The following is a 19,180-nucleotide window of genomic DNA, read 5'->3' on the forward strand; positions in this document are numbered from 1 at the left end:
TCAACCGGCCGAAGCCGCAAGGAATTTCGGGGTGAACGCCCAGAGATCGATCGCCGTCGCCTCGGCGGGCGGATTTGAACTCCTCACGCCCGCCGGTGGGACGCTTCCTCGGACATCACATCCGCCCATACGCGACGGCCATCAGGAGGAAGATCGCTGCGATCAGAAGAAACATCGTCGCCAGCGGGTCGATCACATCGAATATCACGGGACGGCCATCAGCTGAGGCCCGCCAGGTGGACGCCGTAGGGAACGGCCTTCAGGAGCGTGACGGTGAGCGCGACACCGCTGGGCAGGGTGTAGGTGCGCCGCTCGCCGGGTCGAGCGCCGGCGATGGCGGCGCCCAGCGGCGATCGGATCGAATAAACCTCCATGCCACCGTATTCGGCGCCGCGCACGCTGAACAGGAACGTTTCGACCTCGCCGGTGTCGTCGTAGCGGATGGTCAAAACCATTCCGGGCTCGGCGATCCCGTCATCGGGCGGGTCCTCACCTACGACCGCATCGACCAACAGCTCATGGATCCGTCGAATGCGCACCTGCCACGCACGCTGGACAGCGACCGAATTTTCGTCGGTGGCATCGCCAACGGCGTTGGTGTCGCACAACTCCCGCAGCGTGGCCAGTTCCCGCTGGAGTCGCTCGTAGGCCTGCGGCGAAATCCATGCGGGTTGTGTGCTAGTCATATCTTTTCCCTTTCTTCTGACAGCGTTCGAGTGCACTCGAGAAACGTTCTCGCGGTCGGGACTTCGCGGGAGGTTTGCGTTCGGGGTTATCGGGCGGCGTTGCGCAGGGTTCTGTGCCGCGGGTCAAACTCGGCGAGAGCTTGGGGCTGCTTGCCGGTGGTGATGTGTTCGGCCAACAGCCGCCCGGTCACCGGGCCGTGTGCCAAGCCCCACATGCCGTGCCCGCCGGCCACGTAGATACCGCGCGCCAGCTCGCCGATCAGTGGCCACCCATCGGGGGGAACCGCGCAAGCACCGGCCCATACGTTGCTGCGCGCGGCCCAATCCACCCCGTCCAGCAGGGAACTGGCGGCGGCGGCGATGGCCTCCACCCGCTCGCGTGGGTGCGGCTGATGGGGTCGGCGAAGTTCCAGGGCGCTTGAAACACGCAGCGCGCCTTTGTAGGGCGTGCACGCCACCCGAATGTCGGGCAGGTAGATAGGCGCCAGTATCGGCCGGTCCACCGGCACGGTGAACGAGTAACCGCTCTGGGCCTGCACCGGGACGCGCAGCCACCGACCGGCCAGCCGCGACAACCGGTCACCGGTGGCGATGACCGCGGCATCGGCGGTCAGCGGGTCGCCGCGGCGCGGGTGCACTACGACACCGCGATCGGAGCCGTGAACGTCGTCGATTTCCCGCCTGTGCATCGCCGCCCCGCGGGCCATCACGGAGCGGCCCAGGGCTTCGACGAATCGTCGGGGATCGACGAACCGCTGACCATTGATGTTCAGGCCCGCGGTGACCCCGGGCGTGGCCAGGGGTACTTGCTCACGCAACGCCGCGCCGGAGAGTGCGGTGACATACATTGGCTGTCCGGCGTTTTCGAGCTGCTGCAGCATTTCCAGCATGCGCTGCGCCTCTTTGGTGCTGCGAAACAGCGCGGTGATCGGCGCGTCGGTGACCGGTGCATCGACGCCGTTGGCGATCAGCACATCGAAGGCTTCGATGCAGTCCTCGTTGAGCGCCACGCCGGCCCGCAGGGCCGACTGCGACGACGAACGCCGATGCGACGGTGAGAGCTGCATGAATATGGCCCCCAGGTGCGCGCCCAGGGTCGACGGCACCTGCGTAGGCGTGGCCGGTTCGCGACGGGCCTGCAGCTCGTCGCGCAGCACGCCGGGGGGCTGAAGCGGCAGAGTCAATGCCGGAGCGATCCATCCCGCATTGCCCCATGACGCACCCGCGGCGACGCCCGTGCGGTCGACCACCGTGACGTCGACTCCGCGTTCCTGGAGGAACCACGCCGTGGACAATCCGACGATGCCGGCGCCCAAGACGATCACGGATCTGGGTCCGCCGTCAATAGATTCGACGCCACCCATCGCGCACCTCCGCAGCTGATCTTCTCGATTGGTGATGTCCATGGTGGTGTGCGCAGGTGCCACCGTGTTTGCCGGAACTCGACAACGGGGGCGTGGGCCGTTGTTCCGAACCGACAACGCTGTTGCTGCCGTTATCTCACCGATGTCCGACGAGGTTGTCGAAGTCCCGTTGCCATCTGGCGTAGCGCGACCGGTCGAGCGCGATACGGACGACGCCGAATAAGCCCACCGCCAACAAACTCACGGTGGACCAGGTCGCCGCGGCGAACGCCACGCCCTCGTCGACGGCGGTCCGTACCGGCGGGCGCACCGGGGCGCCCGAGCCGTCGACCCAAATCTCTACCTTGTCACCGGGTTTCACGTTTAAGGGCGCGGTGACGTCGCCGCTGTGTTCGGTCCCGTCGACCGACCAGCGTGCGGGCACCGTCACCGTTGGGCTGTCGAGGGCCCTGCGCGGGTGGCTGTCCCCGGTGGACGTCGCGGTCACCTGCCGGTGAGCTTGGGCCTGCTCGGCGTGAACGCGGCTACTGGACTCGTGGACGGCGGTGCCCACGGCGGCCCCGATGGGAACCGCCACCAGCGAGATCGCAACGGCCAGCACCAACGTCAGCGCCTCCAGCCGGTCGCTGGCGCGTATCAGCGGGTTGCGCCCGAACAACCGCGAGGACAGCCTCCGCGGCAGTGGCACGGTGAAGCTCTCCATGGCGGCGCCGTCGTCCGGGTCGCCGGCGGGCCGAAGGTGATCGGGACGTTGGGTGCTCATCGGATGTTTCCTGTCGACGGGTCGGCGCGGGCTTGACGGTCGCACGCGGCGGACGGAAACACCCCCGCCACCGAAAACCCGGCCTTAGGTGGACAACCTCATGATGGCCGGGAGGGGTGGGGCGAGGTTTGCCGATACGAGACAATGGCGCCGCGGCGCTTTGTCGTATTCCGACAGCGCCGTCGCTCAATCGGTGTCGGTGGCCGCGAGCTCGATCATCATCGCCAGCCGCTTTCTGGCGTCGTCCAACGACAGGGTGGTGATCTCAGCCATCTTGCGCAGCCGGTAACGGACGGTGTTCTCGTGCACTCCCAGCCGTTCGCCGGCCTCGGTCGGGTCGCCCTGAGCCTGTAGCCACGCCCGCAGCGTCAGCACGTAGTCGGTGCCGTTGGCTTGGTCATGGCGGCGCAGTTCGGCCACGGGCCCGCGGGTCGGCGCGCGGCCCGAGCGCGCCGCGGCCCGCAGCCGCTGCAGCAGGATGTCGTCCCATGACTCGTCGTAGGCCGGAGGCGCGGCGGTGGGCGACATCTCGTGCAACGCCAGGCATTCGTCGGCCTCTTGGCGTGCGGCGGCGAGATCTGTCACCTCGGCCACACCGCTGACCCCGGCGATCACTGTCACCCGCTCGGGTAGGGACGCCTGCAAGGCGGTCACCCAGCGCCGCGCCGTCACCGCGTCCTCGCCGGGGAGCACGGTGTAAACGATATTGCCCGCCAAAGCGCTGCGCCCCGGCCGTGACCAGCCGAACCCGGTGGTGGCGCGCCCGAATGCCAACAACAGCGCGGCATCGCGGTCGGCTCCGACGAACGCCTGCACCGCGATGACGCGCAAACCGTTGTGCGCCAGGCCCAGCCTGCTCGCCACCGTGGGCGCGTCGGCGCCGCCCTCGAGCAACCGGATCACCAATTCGGACTCGACCTGGCGCTCCAGGTCCGCGCTCGCGCGTGACCGCAGCAGATGCAGGGCCACGGTGTGCGCGCCGTCGGCCAGGGCCCTGCGCGCCGCGTCGCCCAGCGGTGCCGGGCATGCCACCCACACGGACCCGATCAGTTCCGCGCCGGATCGCACCGCAACCACCATGCGCCCGGTCAAGCCAAGGTCAGGTGCCTCGGCGATGAACAGCGGCTCGTCGGAGGCCGCCAGGTGCGCGAGTACCCCCCGCTCCTCCAACAGCGCGCGAAGCGGTTCCGGCGTCTGCCGTCCGAGGATGGTCTCGACCCGCGCCGGGTCTGCATGGTGCTGCAGCCTCGAATACGCCAACACCCGCAACAGCCGATCGTGGATGACGACCGCGCTGCCGATCGCGTCTGCCAAGCTGTCGGCCAGCGCGAAGAGATCGGTTGGGCCGCGCCCGGATTCGGTCTCGCGGCCTTCCAGCACCAGGCCGTAGACCACCGCCGCCACCGCGCTCCATGACACCGTCTCATCGATGACCATCACCGCGCCGACGTCGGCGTTGCTGTCGAAGGTCACCGGTGTCTCACCGTCGCGCAGCAGCACCACGACCGCGCGCGCCGACGCCGCCCAGCGCACTGCCTCGTCGAGTGAGCCGGCGCCGATGGCCAGCAAGACGTCGCCCACCACCGGGCGTTCGGCGGACGGCTCGTGGACGACCACGCTGCGCAGCTCGGTCGACCGTGGCACCGAGGACCAACGCAATCGGACGCCATACCCACCCAGGACGTTCACCAGGCGGTCCAGTGTGATCATGCGCCGGCTCCAACGATGTTCAGAAACGAGAGGGAGGTGCCTTGAATTGTGCCCCCAGATCGCGAGCAGCGAGGCGGTTGTGGCTGCGGAGCCGGAAACCGCGTCGCGTGGCCGGCTGGACTTTTCACAATATCACTTGTAAAAACATAGGGCGGGCATGGACCACGTGGGCCACGATCAGCCAACGGCCGGCGACGGACATCTGCGAAGAAAGGGCAGCGACGCAATGAGTTTTCGCGACGACGGCAAGGTGTACCTCGAAGTCGGGGTCAACGAAGACGTCGGTAAGGACGAAAACCCGAATGTGCCGTACAGCGCTGAAGAGACGGCCCGCGACGTGGTCGAGTGCATTCAGGGCGGAGCCACGGCCGTCCAATTCCACGCCCGCTACGACGACGGTCGGCAGGCGTGGGCCGACGACGAGGTCTCGCGCACCATCTTGGCGACCGCGGCCCGTGACGTCGACCCGTTGGCCTATCCCGGCTACGCCGGCAGCCTCGACCACATCTGGGCGCTGGCCGAGCATCCACCGGCCGGCACCGGACTGCTGTTCGCGCCGTTCGACCCCGCTCAACACGTCCAGCGTGTGCTGTGGCAGGAGGACGAAAACCAGTTCAAGACAGTCGATTCGAGCGGTCCGAACGGTTCGCATCCGTCTTACCCGCCCGAACTCGACCGGTTCACCAAGTTGGGCCTGGTGCCCAGCATCGGTGTTTTCAACGACGTTGACCTGCGCTGGGTGATACTGGCGGCCCGCATTGGGATCGTGCGGCAACCGCTGAACATCAAGTTGTTCTTCTCCGATCGCTGGGTTTCCCATAGCGATCCCGACCCCGACGTCCTCGACTACCTGGTCTCGCGCGTCCCGACGTGGATCGACCACGAGATCGTCGTCGTTCCGTATGCGATGAGCTCCGCCGAACGGCGCCAAGAGCTTTGGGAGCATGCGCTCAACCGCGGGCTCGGCATCCGGGTCGGCATCGGGGATTGCCCATCGATATCGCGGACCGCCACCAACGCCCAGATGGTGGAACGCGCGGTCAACCTCATCACCAAACGGGGACTCACCCCGGCCACGCAGGATGACGCGCGTGCCCGCTTCGCCCCGGCCGAGGTGGACGAAAGCGAGTTGGTCAGGGTGGTCGTCAACCGGAATCGGTGCATGGGATGGGGTGTCTGCTACTCGCACGCGCCGGAGATCTACCAACCCGATGCCGAGGGCTACTGCGTCGTCGTCAAGCCCCATGTCGATGCCAGCCTGCTCGAGAAGGCCATCGAGGGCGCGGCGAGCTGCCCGGAACGGGCGATCCGCGTCGAGATGTGACAACGGCTCGCCGGCCGACGATTACGACGGGGGTGTTAGTGAGCGACGCAGGAAGGGCGTGAGTATGTCGACGGGCAGTGGGAACACCACGGTCGAGTTCTGGTCGGCGCCCAGCTCCAAAAGCGTTTGCAGGTACCGCAGTTGAAGCGAGGCCGGATTCTTCGACAGGGTCTCAGCGGCCTGGCGCAGCTCGTCGGACGCCTGTAGTTCGCCGCGGGCGTTGATGACCTTGGCGCGGCGTTCGCGTTCGGCTTCGGCCTCGCGGGCCATCGCGCGCTGCATGGATTCGGGGATCTCGACATCCTTGATCTCCACGACCCGGACCTCGATACCCCAGGGTCGGGTCTGCGCCTCGATGATGGTCCGCAGATCGTTGTTGAGATCCTCGCGTTGGGCCAGCAAGGTGTCCAGGTCTGCGCGGCCCAGCAGCGAGCGCAGGGTGGTTTGCGCGATCTGTGAGGTGGCCACTGCGTAGTTTTCCACGGCGAGAATCGCTTTGAGGGGGTCGACCACCTGGAACATCACCACCGCATTGACCCGGGCGGGCACGTTGTCACGGGTGATCACTTCCTGCGGTGGGATGGTCAACGTGACCACCCGCTGGTCGACCCGGATCATCTTGTCCACCAGCGGAATCAAACATCGCAGCCCCGGCCCGTAAAGCGGGCGGGCATGCCCCATCCGGAACACCACCCCGCGCTCGTACTCGCGCACCACCGCCAGCGAAACGAGCGCAAGCACGATCAGCAGCCCCGCGATCGTCAGACCAGCGACAATCAGCCGCGCGCTCACGGTGCGGCGCCCTTCTCCGATCGGCCTGCGCCCCAGCGGGTCGAATAGCGGTCGACCGCGACGGCCACCTGGTCTTCCATCCCCGAGCGGTGCGCCACGTGCTCGGGAGCGTCTGACGGGGTACGCCACAAATGGCCGGCCAGCGGCAACCCCGCCGCCATCGCGATGGCTATGGCGCCGATCAGAACCAGCAGGTCGGCGGGGGAGTGCAGCCTGGCGAGCATGACGAGGGGCATCACGACCGCCAAAGTGGCTACGCAGCAGGCGATTCCGCGGTGAAAGCGTCCTGCCTCGGAATGCGGCCAGGGGTCGATCTCGCGGCTGATTTCGCGCCCGTGCTCCGAGGTCGTGCAGGTCGATTTGACCGGGCAGCTGTTGCACACGCTGGGCTTCGCCCGATAACGCATCACCCGATGCTTCGGATCGAAGGAACTCGGCCACAGCCAGTGGTCTTCGGGACACACCCACGCGTCATGATCGGCGTGATAACGGAATCGGCCGCTGCGCCACTGCGCGGCGCGCTGCGACACCCGCCGCGCCATCATGTCGACACCCCAGGCGGTGGCCACCAGTGCCAGTGCATAGCCGGCAACCAGCCAGGCCGCGACGGTAGGGGACGCCATCGTCAACCTTTCTGCGATGCCGAGGGGACCGGGTCGAGTTCGGTGTAGAGCGGGTGTTCGTTCAGTTCGTCGCTGGCCGGCGCGCGGCGGACGTTGCGTATCGCCGTCCACGCGATCCAGACGAACGGCAGGACACCACCCAGGATGAAGACGAAGTCGCCGGGCAGCCGCAGCCATTCGATCAGCGAGTTGCCGGGGCGGGTGAGGTAGCCCAGCGAACGCGCCTCGAAATACCCTGTGCTCACGGAGTGGTACAGCTGCAAAACCCCCAGCGGCAGCAGGGTGGCGAACACCATCCAGGCCAGGCCGATGTTCATGCACCAGAAGGACAGCCGCGCCCACTTTTCCGGCCACTTGGCGGCGGGGATCGCGTAACGGAAGGCGAACATCGCCAGACCGACGGCCAGCATGCCGTACACACCCATCATCGCTCCATGGGCGTGGTTGGCGGTCAGTGCGGTGCCGATCTGGTAGTAGGACACGATGGGCAGGTTGATCAGGAACCCGAAGATGCCTGCTCCCAAGAAGTTCCAGAAGCCCACCGCGACAAGGAACATGACCGCCCAGCGGTGCGGGAACGGTGTTTCGTGGCTTTGTTGACGAGACCCTAGCTGAAGGAAGGCCCAGGCCTCGACGGTCAGGAAGGTCAGCGGGATCACTTCGGCCGCCGAGAAGAACGCGCCCAGTGCCATGTGTTCCACGGGGGTTCCCGAGAAATACAGGTGGTGCATCGTGCCGATCACACCGCCGGCGGAATACAGGATGATATCGAGGAAGATCACTCCGAGCGCGATGCGTTCGCGTACCACCCCCAGCAGGACGAAAATGTAGGCCACCATTACGGTGGTGAACAGCTCGAGGAAGTCCTCCACCCACAGGTGCACCACCCAGAACCGCCAGAAGTCGGCGACCGAGTAGTGGGTGTCGTGGCCGGCCAACAGGCCCACGGCATAGAAGGCGGGGATCGCCAGGCCGGTGAAGAAAAACATCCACGGCAGGTTCATCTTCGACGCGCCCTTGAGCTTTCCGCGGATGCCACGCCAGATGATGGCGATCCATAAGAACAGTCCGACGGTCAGCAGGATCTGCCACAACCGCGGCAGGTCGAGGAATTCCCACTGCTGGGAGAACAAGCCGCCCGCGGGAATCACCCCGTAGATCGAGAGGGCTTCGCAGATCAGTGAGCCGCCGACGACCAAGACCAGCGCGCCGAGGAGGCCGTAGACCAGCCAACTCTGCCGTCGCGGTTCGCGGCGACTGATGAAGGGCACCAGGAAGATCCCGCCCGCCAGAAACGCGGCCGCCGTCCAAAACAGCGACAGCTGCACATGCCAGGTGCGGGCGAGGTTGAACGGCAACAGCTTGGCCAGGTCCAGCCCGTAGAATGCCGACAGGTCGGCGCGATAGTGCTCGACGGCGCCACCCATCAGGGTTTGCGCCAAGAACAGCACCGACACGATCGCGAAGATCCAGATCGCGGCGCGCTGCGAGGCGGTTAGTCCCACCTCGCCGGGCTGGCGGAACGACAACGTGGATGCCTCGGCGCTGTGCCACCCGATCTTTTGGCTCCACCGCCCGTACACCGCGAACATGATCCCGGTCCCACCCAGCAGGGTGACCAGCGACAACACCGACCACACCACGATCGATGCGGTGGGCCCATTGTCGACCCGCGGCTCGGCCGGCCAGTTGTTGGTGTAGCTGTAGCTGTGACCCGGCCGCTCGGCGGCGGACGCCCACGCCGTCCACGCGAAAAACGCAGTGAGGTCATGGATGTCGGCCTTGCCGGTGATCATGCGCGGCAATAGTCCGTACTTGGTGGACTTCTCCCCGAAATAATCCGCGTAATGCTGTTGGATGTGATCGAAGGCGGCCGCCTGCTTATCGGTGAACACCAGAGTCTTGGTGTCGGCGTTGTAGCGGTTGGCGCGAAACTCGGCCACCACCCGCTCCTTGGCATCGGCCGCCCCCTGCGCCCGCCATTGCGCGGCCACATCGTTGGTCGACATACGCAGATATTCCGCGGTGTAATCGGGCCCCAGGTAAGCGCCATGCCCCAGCACGGAGCCGTACTGCATCAGGCCGCGCGCCTGATAAAGCTCCTGGCCGCGGGTGATCTGGGCGCCGGTGAACAGCACCTCGCCCGATTCACTAACGACGTTGGCCGGCAACGGCATTGAGGCGGTGTAGGTCCGGTACACCAAAATGCCCATCACCAAGAACCCAAAGATCATCACCAGGGCCACGCCCTGAGCCCAACCCTTGCCGATCAACGAGGTGGAGGGTGCTGGCGTGGTAGGTCGTGACGGTGCTGATCGGATTGCCATGTGCCGGTGCGCTCCTCGGGCTGGATGAAGGAGGGAAATCTGTCCGGGTAATTACACAATGGCGATTGTAGAAATTCACTATGAGCTGCATCACGCCCGCCGCGGTGGGCGCATGATCCAGTTAGCCGACTACCGAGCGCGTTTCGTACCCGCCTGCTGGCACACCCATCCATCGGGTATGCGGCCCGTGACGACGAACCGGGTCAGCTGCGCGCTCGTTGGCGCCGGCAACTCGTAGTCGGCGTGCAGGTAAACCACCGGCTCCTCTTTGAAGTTGTGCTCGTGCAGCTGGTCCAGCAGCTGGTCGCAGGTAGCGTCGAGTCGCGGACCTCCCGTCCGGTCAGCGAGCAGGCGCGTCAAGGCTTCCATCGTCCGCCACAGCTGGCCGTGTTCGCGCATCATCACGAAGATGGGCATCATGATCCCCGCCTTCCGAATTGGCGGGAACAGGAAAGTCTCCTCCAGGTAGATGTGCCGACGCAGCGCGTCCATCGTCGCCCTCAGCAGCTCGGGGTGCCGGTCGCCGCCACCGAGCTTCTCGATGAAACATTCGATCGCAGCGGCGATTTCGCGGTGTTGCCGCATGAGTTCGGCGGATAACACCCGGTCGGGCATCACGTGCTCCTCTACGTCGGTCTGCGGATCGGGGAGGTCGGTCTCGTAGCGGGCAATCGGTCAAGCCGGGGGCCTTGCCGGCGACGAACCGACGTTCGGTTCCCGTTGCCCGACAGCAAGCCCCTGCTGCATTCCCCCGATGAGCTGCTGTCTCTGACCAGGGCTGCCGGCGGGCCCGGGCTGTGGGCAGCTGCAGCTGAGGCCGCCGAAGGGATTGGGGCTGGGGCCACCCGGATCCGGATCGGCGCCGGCCTGCGCCGGTGTCGATGCCCCGAACGCCACGATGACGGCAGCGCACATCGAAGCGTTTGCGATGAACGCCAGCGGTTTTCGGGCCGCCGGCCCGGTCGCGCGTTCCTTCGGATTCGGAGAGCTCGCGCCCTCCGTGACGGCCCGCGGTCGGCGTCGGCGCATCACCCGGCCACCGGCGAATGCGGAATGAGCGAGACACGCAGGCCGACGCGCTGAACCGCGCCCTCGGATTCGCGTCCGACCATGCCGCCCAGCGGCAACTTGGACACGGTAGGGCCGGGGGTCGGCGCCGCGGCCCATCCGCCCGGCATGGTGCTGGAGTGGAGAGCCTGCAGCGGCGTGACCGACGACACGGTGGCGGCCCAACTCGGTGGCACGGACAACGTGCTCAGGGAGCTGGCTTGGCCCACACCCGCCGCGGCGCCGTGGCCCACTCCTGCCAGCGGGAGATTTCCCAAGCCCGCCGCGACGCCCATACCGCTTATGCCCTCCACTCCGCCGGCGCCCTCGGCCCCCAGGATGGAACCGGCGCCCGCGTAGTCCAGCGCCAATCCCTGGTAGTCCAAACCGAGCCCCTGGTAATCCAAATCGAGGCCGTAGAGGTCTATTCCGATTCCGCCGGTGTCGGCGATCAGGCCGGCGCCATCGGCCCCGAACCCGGCCGCTTCTCCGGCCAGGGCGCCCGTGCCACCGTCGAGTGCAGGTGCGGCCGCGAGCGTCGAGGCAAGTCCCGTCGCGGCGCCCGCGCCCGTGCTCGCGCTCTTTGTCGCCCCCTTGCCGGAGGCGTTGGTCAGACCCGACAGCGCGCTGAGCGGGGCGGTGGCCCCCGACGATCCCAGCGAAGCGCCCGTGCCCATCGCCGCCTGCGACAGCCCGGTGCTCGAGGACGAGCCGGGTGTCGACAGGCCTTGCAGGGTTTGCGGCACCGAGGAGGCCCACTGCGTCGCCGTCGCGTGGGCGGTGCTGCCGGACTGGAGCGCCGCGTGGGTGACGGCGCCGATGTGGCCGGCGACGGCGGTCGAAGTGGTCGTTTGCGGGGGTGGCGGCGCCACCGGCGAAAGTGCCGAGGCCGACGCCGAACTGGCGGCATAGCCGTACATCGCGGTCGCGTCTTGGGCCCACATTTCGCTGTACTCGGCCTCGGTGGCCATGATCGCAGGCGTGTTCTGCCCGAAGATGTTGGTCTGGATCAATGCCAGAAGCCGAACGCGGTTGGCGGCGACCAGCGGAGGCGGGACCGTCATTGCGTAAGCGGTTTCGAAGGCTGCCGCGGCGGCCGTCGCCTGCGCGCCGGCCTGCTGACATTGCTCGGCGGTCGCCGTCATCCACGTGATGTAGGGCATGACCGCGGCCACCATCGACATCGACGCCGGCCCCGACCAGGACTCGTCGGTGAGACGGGCGATCACGGCTTGGTAGCTGCCGGCGGCATCAGTCAGCTCGGCGGCCAGCGTCTCCCATCCCGCCGCGGCGGCCAGCAAACTTTCGGGACCGGGTCCCAAATACATTCGACCGGAGTTGATCTCCGGTGGTAACGCGCCAAAATCCATGCCTATCCCTGTCCTTGGTGACTCTTTGGGCGGACCTTGCTGATGCCGCGGTGCTCGCACGCGACATCTGGTCAGCAGTCGAAGTGGTGGTGAAAAGTCCAAGCGCCCAACGCATCACGCAGCGACCTGGGACGCCCGTGACCTCGGAATTCCGTTAACTGGCACGCCGGATTTCGCGGCGGTGCCGGGTGTGGTGGCCACAACGCATCGCTGAAACAGCCCAGACAAGCCGATCAGCGGATGCCGGGGGCGCCGGAGCTGAGAGCGGCTAGCGTCCAGCTCGCCGTGCGAGGGTGTTGCACGCCGACGAGCCGGTGTGCCCGATCAGCAACGGGCGACGCAGTATTGAAAAATATTGTGCCCGACGGGGCTGGTCGCCGGCGCGCGCGCCGGCGTATCGACGCGCTGCTGTGACCAGATTACCCCGACAGCGGGCGGGGCCGACGAGCCGGACTGCCGCGGAGTGGAAAGGGCGAAAGTGCTTCCGCGATCGCGCTTTAACGCGGCACTCTTGAACGCCTTGTCGTCGTTCACAGTGGAGCCGACGCCGAGGCGACGCACCGGAACCGACTCGTGGTCCGGGTATATCGGGTTGGAAAGCGGGCTGACCGACGAAGCCGCCACCTCCGGCGGTGAAGCGTTGGCGGCCATTTCGGCTCGCAAAGCCCCGCAACCGAGTACAGCTGCGACGAGGGTCAGCGCAGCAACGATGGCCAGCGCAGCTTGTCCTCGCGGCCACCGTGAAAACATTCCCACTCCGAAATTCACAGTGCCATGCACTCTACCAGCCGCGATACATCACCAGCCAAGCCGTCACGTCCAGCAAAACGATGATCGACATACGTTGGTGCGGCATCGATCGTGCGCCAGCTCGAAAAGGGCGGCGTCGTCAGACCATCCGCGGTCCGCCGAAACCCGGAACCGCGCCTACCGGGATCACGGCGAGCGCGATGACGAGAAGGATGAACAACCGCAACGTTTTTGGCGTGGGCGGCTGATCGATCTCCGGCCTGCGCGCTGCGAAAAGGACGAAAACGACCGCAACGTCGAACGCCACGATCGTCAGCCAGCGGGTCCAGTCGAAGCCGGTCAGAAAGACCGGGACGATCAACAGCAGGCCAGTGGTCACCCAGGTAGTCTGCCCCCGCAGCACCTCGACGAACGCGCGCAGCGGTACGCCCGACAGGACGCTGAGACCCCACACCGTCACCGCGGCGGCACCGGCACCGAAGATCACCGAGACTGTGAGACCGAGCGCGCCGATGTTCCCGACGGCCCGGATGGCGTCCGCGATTCCGTTGTCGTAGTTCGGCATCACGTTGCGGCACACCCAGTCGTGATAATCGGTTTGACTCGGTTGCCCCGCAAACACATAGCGCACCAGCGTCGCCGGCGATGTGACCGTGGCAAAGGGGTTGGGCACCGGGTGGTGCGGCACCGCCGCGCACAGTTGACGGGCGATGTCGTGGCGACCGAACGCCGCCACGGCGGCCGTGGTGAGGACGCCCGGCAACACGGCCAGCACCATGCCACGGCGCTGGGCCGTTTCCAACGCGCCGCCGAGGACGGCGATGGCCAGCAGCGCCCCCAACGCGAACTGCAGCCCTATCGCCTCGTGCACCAGCGTCAGCGCGGCGATGAGGGCGCCGTAGCCGGCGCACCAGCCCGTCGCGACGGGCCGGGAACGCGTGAGCGCCAACGCCGAGCTGAACACCGCCAGAGCCGCCGCGCCGAACAGGTCCGGCCGGGCCGAGAAGGCCGCAAACGGGACACCGAACGGCAACAACGGCATCACCCCCGCGACCAGCAGCCTGCGTTCAGACGGATGGCGACTGAAGAGCACCACACCGGCAACCGTTGCCAGGCCGCACAAATAGAGCGCGGTGGACAACCACCGCAAGCCGAGCGTGGCCGTGAAGTAGTGGCGTGGGGCCAACCGAACCAGCTCACCGGCGAGCCCGCGGCGCACGAAGCCGTGCGTGTAGTCGGCGGTGTAGTACGACATCCAGTACACGTCGAGCGGAACGACCTTGATCGCGAACCACAGCACGGCCGCCGCCCAGGCCGCGATCGCGACGGCGATAGCTACGTAACGGCGGCGTGTGCGTTGATCGGCCTCGAGGCCGAGGTCCACCATCACATCCCGCCCTCGTAGACCGTGGCGGCGCACAACCGCAGGTCGGCCAGCGCGCCACGCGCGAGCTCACGCGTGGCCGCTGTGGTGTCGCCGGCGCCGCTCTGGTAGGCGACGATCGTGAGAAATCGGCTGCCGTTGACCGTTCCTGTGGCGCAGAACAATTGGCCGCGTGTTTGCGCGATGCGCGACTGCGTGATGCCCTGCTCGGCCAGCCGCATCGAGAACTCGGTCGCGTCCGCACCGTCGATGCGGCGGACGGCGGGATCGAGGTTGCCGACGTTGGAGCAACCCACCGGTAGTTGGCCGGACGACATGGCGATGCCCTCGGCGCGACGCACCACCCATCGCGGCGTGAACGGAATGAGTGGCAATCCGGCGAGCATCTCGTTGGGTTGTCGATCCAGGGACGTCAGCAGGTTCTTGACTTCTGCACGCACGCCGCTCAGGTCGTGGACCACCGCGTGGCCGTCGACGGTGAGTGTGATCGAGGTCAGCGCGTTGGCGCGGTCGTCATCGGCGGTGCGATCGCTGACCGGAAGCACCACCGTCACGGAGCATCCGTCGGGGAGCACCCTGCCCATCCGGTGCGCCACGCGAGCGGCGAATGCGACGAACAGCGTGTTGCTGCTGCCGCCGAGGCCGCGGGCACGTGCGTCCCATGCCGCGGCGTCGGTTTGTATCGTCACCGACCCGAATGCGTTCTGGCCCTGACCCATTGGATCGTGCGCCCGAGGCGCCCGCGCCTGCGGGTGAACCTGCCGATCCGACGAGGCCTTGACCAGTATCGCCAGAGTCGCGATCAGCGCCCGGATCGCGGCCGGCAGGGCGAGAACGGCGTCAACCAGATCTTCCCGAATCGCGCGCCACCGGCCACGCGAATTCCGCTGCGGGTAGCCGCGATCGCGTCGTTCTCCCTTGACCGCTTCGGTGATGGCCGCCGCCATCGCGAGCCCGTCGACAACGCAGTGCGACGCGACCAGGGTGACGGCCGCCCCACCGTCGTCGAACGGCAACAGCCCGAGGTGAAACGACGGGCCGTGTTCGGGGTCGACGCGCACCCGCGCTCGTCGTTCGATCCACGCGCCGATCTCACGCCGCGGTTGCGGCGGCTCGCACGCGATGTCCGGCGAGCGGTCGTCGACGACCCAGCGATGACGCCCGAATGGCAGTGGTGAACGCTCGATCCGGCGCCCGAGCAGGCCGGCGCCGAGATTGTCTCGGAAGGACCGCAATTCGTCGATGTCCACGTCGCGGTCGTAGACCCACGTGCATTGCACCGTGCTGCCTTGGCCGGTGGCGCGCAACCGCAGGAACGCGGCCTGGTCCAAAAGCCCCAGCCTCGTCACTAGCAGCCCGCCTCGGCGGCGGCGCGATACCCGCGCACCGCGGCCGGCGCGAACACCGCGACCAGTACACCGGCCCACAGGCCCGCCTGCCACATCGGCGACAGCAGCGGCCCGCCCTCGGCGAGCGCGCGCATCGCCTCGATCGTCGGTGATATGGGTGAAAAGCGCACCACCGGTTGCAGCCAGCCCGGAAACACCCCGGCGGGCGCGACACCGGTGTTGAGGAACAGCAGCAGCACGCATCCCGCGCCCAGCCAGGTCACCATGGCTTTACCGTCCGCGCGGGCGGCGATCGCGATGACCAGCGTCGCCATCCCTGCCGAAATCGCCACGGGCACCAACACAAAGGCCAGTGCCGCGATCCAGCCGTAGCTGAATCGCAGACCCAGAGCCATCCCGAAGACGGTGAGCACAATGGCGGACGCGGTGGTGCGGGCGGCCTCGGCGACCAGCCGGCCGGCCACGGTGCTGGCCCGATGGACCGGCTGCACCCACAGCCTCGTCAGCACGCCCGACTCCCGCTCCGCCGGCAAAGCCAAACCGGCGCCGAGGGTTCCGAACACGGCGCCGACCACCGCACACATGGGGACCAGACCATAGAGGCTGTCGTGTCCCGTGACGGCCAGAACGGCCTTGCCGATCAGCAATTTGTAGACGATGAGCAGGAAGGTCGGGAACAGCAGCGCCTGCACCGCGACGATCGGGTCGCGCCGCCAGCGACGCAGGAGCCGCCCCGCCTCCGAGGCGCTGTGACTGACGAAGGAGGTCAGTGACGGTGCGAACGAAATCCCCTGTGGTGCAGTGGCATTCACCGCCCTGCGAGGTTGTTCGGCGGACACGTCCCGCGCCTGCCGGGCATCCCGCGCTGGAATCCGGACGGCCCGGGCCGCGCGGACACTTCCTCCGGCCGCGCGTTGCTGCATCCGCACCGCCAGAACGCCGAAAAGCGTCAGCATTCCAAGGCACCACGCCGATGCCACCGCCAAATCCCCACGCGTTGCGTGACCGGCGGCGAGTCCGCGCAACGTGTCGGTGACCCGGGAGACCGGCTGGTGCTGGACGAACGGGCCCAGCCATGTCGGAAACGATTCCGCGGGAGCGATACCCGTGGATAACAGGACCAGGACCAGTTGGGGCAGCAGCAGCAACTGGCTCGACGATTCGACGGTGCCGACCCGCGAGCCGAGGGCGTCAGCGCCCAGGCACACCGCCAACGCGAACGCCACGACGATGATCACGAACAGGACGGTGTCGCCCAGTCCGCCGACCATCCGGAAGCCAAACAACCACCCGACCGCGATAGCGGCGACGAGCGCGATGACCGAACGTATCAAGCAATAGAGCATCCGTGCGGCCAGGGGCACCGCCGCGGGCAGCGGCAGAGTCCGAAGCCGAGACCCGAAGCCGGACAGTCGGTCTCGTGCGGCGCGGTCGGCGGTGGTCATCGCCCCGAACAGCATCGCCTGCACGATGACCACCGGAAGGACATATTGCGGGTAGGTCATCGAACCGGTGTGGATGAGACTGCCCAACACCAAGGTGAACCCCAGGAAGCAGCCCACAGGCGCCAGCGCCGCGAACAGTAGGTCGGCATCGCGCCGGGAGCCTGACAGGGTCCGCGCGGTGAGTGCAACCAGGGCACTCATGCCGAGACCTCCTGCGGCGGGACGGAAACCGCATCATGCATCGCTGTTCAGCCCGGCGTCGGCCACCCGGGTGAACTCGGCGCGCATCGTCTCGACGTAGCGCGAGATGGACCCGCGGGCGACGTCGGTGCCGGGGTAGGCGACCACCAGCTGCGTTTTGTCGTGCATGCGATTGACCCACATGCACACCGTCTCCGAGAGCCGGTTGTCACCCCACACACCGGCGCGCAGGCCGTCGAAGTAGTCGCCGAACGGCAACTTGCGAATGTCGATGTAGGACAGCATCGGAACCGGTCGGTCCGGTACCTCGATGGGGCCTGACGATCGGTCCGGCGCCTCGAGCAGGTGGTAGTAGGGCACAGCGCCCAGGGCCGTGTTCGCGTCAAACGATGCCTGGGCGGCGGCGACGACCTCGTCGAACGAGGCGCCGGCGGTCGGAATTGCCAACGGGACGAAACTGGCCAACCATCCGACCGCGGTGGCGTGGGCGGGATCCCGGCGGTTGTCGAACGGCGTGAGGCCGAAATATGTTGCGGCGCCGGTCAACCGGTGCTCGGCCAGGGCGGCGCAGGCGAACACGCCACCGCTGAAACGCGCACCCGCGGCGCGGCATGCCGCTTCGAACCGTCGGCCCTGGTCGTCATCGATCAGGTCGAACACGTCGATGGCCCCCGGCGTATCCGCGGCCGCCTCGCCCAGCTCCAGCGGAAATTTCGGCAGCGCCCCGTTGTTCGCCGCGAGAAAGGCCCGCCACGACCGGATCTCGGGCGACTCTTCGTTCAGGCTCCTGGTGTACGCGTGCTGATTCGCGCTGTATTCGCGATGGCTGGCGGCGGGCGCCAACGGACTCTGCGCCTGCTGCAGCGCGCTGAAGTACATTGTCTGGATGTCGAGGAAGATCACCCCGGCCGACATACCGTCGGCGCGCAGGTGGTCTACGGCGATAAAGACCGTGAACCGGTCGTCGCCCTGGATGACGCCGAAGGTGAAGCAGTCCCATTGCAGGGGATCGGGAGTGTCGAGAAGCAGTTTGCGGATCTGCGGCGGGCCCATCCTCCCGAGATCCGTTGGCGCCAAAGTGATGACCTCCGGGTCGGCAATGACGTAGCGAAGGACCTCGTCGCCGTCGCCGAAGGCAAACCGGTCGTGGTAGGTGTCGTGGCGCCGCAGGTGCGCATTCACGGCGTACGTCATCGCATCGATATCGCAGACACCGCTGATTTCCCAGGCCCCGATGCACAACCGTGGGATATCACGGCCCCGGCTGACCTGGCGTCGGTAGTACCGAAGATGTTGCGATTGCTGATAACTGACCGGCGCCGGATGGTATTGCGCTTCGGCCGCGCGCCGATAGGTGGTCGCGGTGGGGTACCAGGATACGACGGTGCCCTCGGCCGTCCAGTCCTCAACCGTGCCCAAGAACATGCGTTACCTTTCGTCCGTCAGCTGGTGACGCCAGTTCGGATGACCTTAACGGCACCGCGCATGAGTTGCTGAACGAGCTGAGGGCCCAAAGAGCCCCGCTACGCGGGCCTGGCGATTGGCGCACCGCCGGATGCGTCGACGAATGCGCGCGAGAGATTAAGTTCAGCGTGATGTGAGTTGGCGACCCGCATGTTGCCAAGCGGCGCAAAGTGATGACTCGCCGGCGCGCCTGCGGCGCAATCATGAATTCCCCTTTCGGGCCCGAGCAATTCCCCAGGAACTTCTGACAACTCGTCGCGTGCCCGTGTGAGGTCATCGACGATGGGGGGTCATTAAAGCGCGTGCGTTAACACAGAACTGCTGCCCGAACAAGCATTTATCTCGACGCGATGACCAACCTGTCGATTCCCACCCACAGAGCGCTGTCTTGGCGAAGCCACCCGAGACGATGCTGGGCCTGCCGAAACGGCGCCTCGGTTACCATATCGTGATGTATGGCCGTATTGGAATAGTGTCAGCCGAACCTTTCTGGCACGGATGGTCCGGGCAAACAACATAGCCATGCTCAAAAGTGCGGTGGCACTGGGTCGCACGCTCCCGCCGATACGAAGTCGGCACGT

Annotated in this window: 16 protein-coding genes; 2 read left to right on the forward strand and 14 right to left on the reverse strand. The window is 66.9% G+C overall.

Features of this window, described 5'->3' with window-relative positions; genetic code table 11:
• The first annotated feature begins 31 nt into the window (after positions 1-31).
• Complete coding sequence (locus AC0KTM_RS07245; RefSeq protein ID WP_238957714.1) at positions 32-226, forward strand: hypothetical protein; 195 nt, start codon at positions 32-34, stop codon at positions 224-226.
• Here the strand turns inward: AC0KTM_RS07245 and AC0KTM_RS07250 are convergent.
• The 4 genes from AC0KTM_RS07250 to AC0KTM_RS07265 all read right to left on the reverse strand — a co-directional run bounded on the left by AC0KTM_RS07250 (position 219) and on the right by AC0KTM_RS07265 (position 4,523).
• Entirely contained in the window at positions 219-686 is a 468-nt protein-coding gene (locus AC0KTM_RS07250) for a GreA/GreB family elongation factor (RefSeq protein WP_238957715.1), read from the reverse strand. The two genes, AC0KTM_RS07245 and AC0KTM_RS07250, sit on opposite strands and share 8 nt — an antisense overlap.
• Positions 687-772: 86 nt before the next feature.
• On the reverse strand, positions 773-2,050 hold the full coding sequence (locus tag AC0KTM_RS07255; RefSeq protein ID WP_472415268.1) for an NAD(P)/FAD-dependent oxidoreductase: 1,278 nt from the start codon (positions 2,048-2,050) through the stop codon (positions 773-775).
• A gap of 136 nt (positions 2,051-2,186) precedes the next feature.
• Positions 2,187-2,813, reverse strand: coding sequence for an Rv1733c family protein (locus AC0KTM_RS07260; RefSeq protein ID WP_238957717.1), 627 nt, complete (start codon positions 2,811-2,813; stop codon positions 2,187-2,189).
• A gap of 186 nt (positions 2,814-2,999) precedes the next feature.
• On the reverse strand, positions 3,000-4,523 hold the full coding sequence (locus AC0KTM_RS07265; protein ID WP_238957718.1) for a PucR family transcriptional regulator: 1,524 nt from the start codon (positions 4,521-4,523) through the stop codon (positions 3,000-3,002).
• Between the two features lie 226 nt (positions 4,524-4,749).
• Here AC0KTM_RS07265 and AC0KTM_RS07270 point away from each other — a divergent pair, with 226 nt between their 5' ends.
• Entirely contained in the window at positions 4,750-5,847 is a 1,098-nt protein-coding gene (locus tag AC0KTM_RS07270; RefSeq protein WP_238957719.1) for a 3-keto-5-aminohexanoate cleavage protein, read from the forward strand.
• A 21-nt stretch (positions 5,848-5,868) separates the two neighbouring features.
• Here AC0KTM_RS07270 and AC0KTM_RS07275 read toward each other — a convergent pair whose 3' ends face one another.
• From AC0KTM_RS07275 to AC0KTM_RS07320, 10 genes are all read right to left on the reverse strand, one after another.
• Positions 5,869-6,639: a slipin family protein gene (locus tag AC0KTM_RS07275; protein WP_238957720.1), complete on the reverse strand. Its 771-nt coding sequence runs from the start codon at positions 6,637-6,639 to the stop codon at positions 5,869-5,871.
• Complete coding sequence (locus AC0KTM_RS07280; protein ID WP_225326940.1) at positions 6,636-7,262, reverse strand: hypothetical protein; 627 nt, start codon at positions 7,260-7,262, stop codon at positions 6,636-6,638. Before AC0KTM_RS07280 ends, AC0KTM_RS07275 begins: the two co-directional genes overlap by 4 nt.
• Positions 7,263-7,264: 2 nt before the next feature.
• The gene (locus AC0KTM_RS07285) at positions 7,265-9,589 is read right to left on the reverse strand and encodes a nitric-oxide reductase large subunit (RefSeq protein WP_238957721.1); all 2,325 of its coding nucleotides are present in this window, start codon (positions 9,587-9,589) and stop codon (positions 7,265-7,267) included.
• A 129-nt stretch (positions 9,590-9,718) separates the two neighbouring features.
• Complete coding sequence (locus AC0KTM_RS07290) at positions 9,719-10,204, reverse strand: hemerythrin domain-containing protein (protein ID WP_225326938.1); 486 nt, start codon at positions 10,202-10,204, stop codon at positions 9,719-9,721.
• Positions 10,205-10,617: 413 nt separating this feature from the next.
• Complete coding sequence (locus AC0KTM_RS07295) at positions 10,618-12,006, reverse strand: PPE family protein (protein WP_238957722.1); 1,389 nt, start codon at positions 12,004-12,006, stop codon at positions 10,618-10,620.
• A 324-nt stretch (positions 12,007-12,330) separates the two neighbouring features.
• Entirely contained in the window at positions 12,331-12,657 is a 327-nt protein-coding gene (locus AC0KTM_RS07300) for a hypothetical protein (RefSeq protein WP_225326936.1), read from the reverse strand.
• Between the two features lie 238 nt (positions 12,658-12,895).
• Entirely contained in the window at positions 12,896-14,143 is a 1,248-nt protein-coding gene (locus AC0KTM_RS07305) for a hypothetical protein (protein ID WP_225326935.1), read from the reverse strand.
• Positions 14,143-15,489, reverse strand: coding sequence for a condensation domain-containing protein (locus AC0KTM_RS07310; protein ID WP_238957723.1), 1,347 nt, complete (start codon positions 15,487-15,489; stop codon positions 14,143-14,145). The genes AC0KTM_RS07305 and AC0KTM_RS07310 overlap by 1 nt, the downstream gene beginning before the upstream one ends.
• Positions 15,489-17,135, reverse strand: a complete 1,647-nt coding sequence (locus AC0KTM_RS07315; protein ID WP_225326933.1) for an ABC transporter permease — start codon at positions 17,133-17,135, stop codon at positions 15,489-15,491. The genes AC0KTM_RS07310 and AC0KTM_RS07315 overlap by 1 nt, the downstream gene beginning before the upstream one ends.
• Before the next feature lie 33 nt (positions 17,136-17,168).
• Entirely contained in the window at positions 17,169-18,560 is a 1,392-nt protein-coding gene (locus AC0KTM_RS07320; RefSeq protein ID WP_238957724.1) for a condensation domain-containing protein, read from the reverse strand.
• Between the last annotated feature and the right edge of the window lie 620 nt (positions 18,561-19,180).

The sequence above is a fragment of the Mycobacterium sp. NTMscope_Eco_3 genome, from assembly GCF_976985685.1.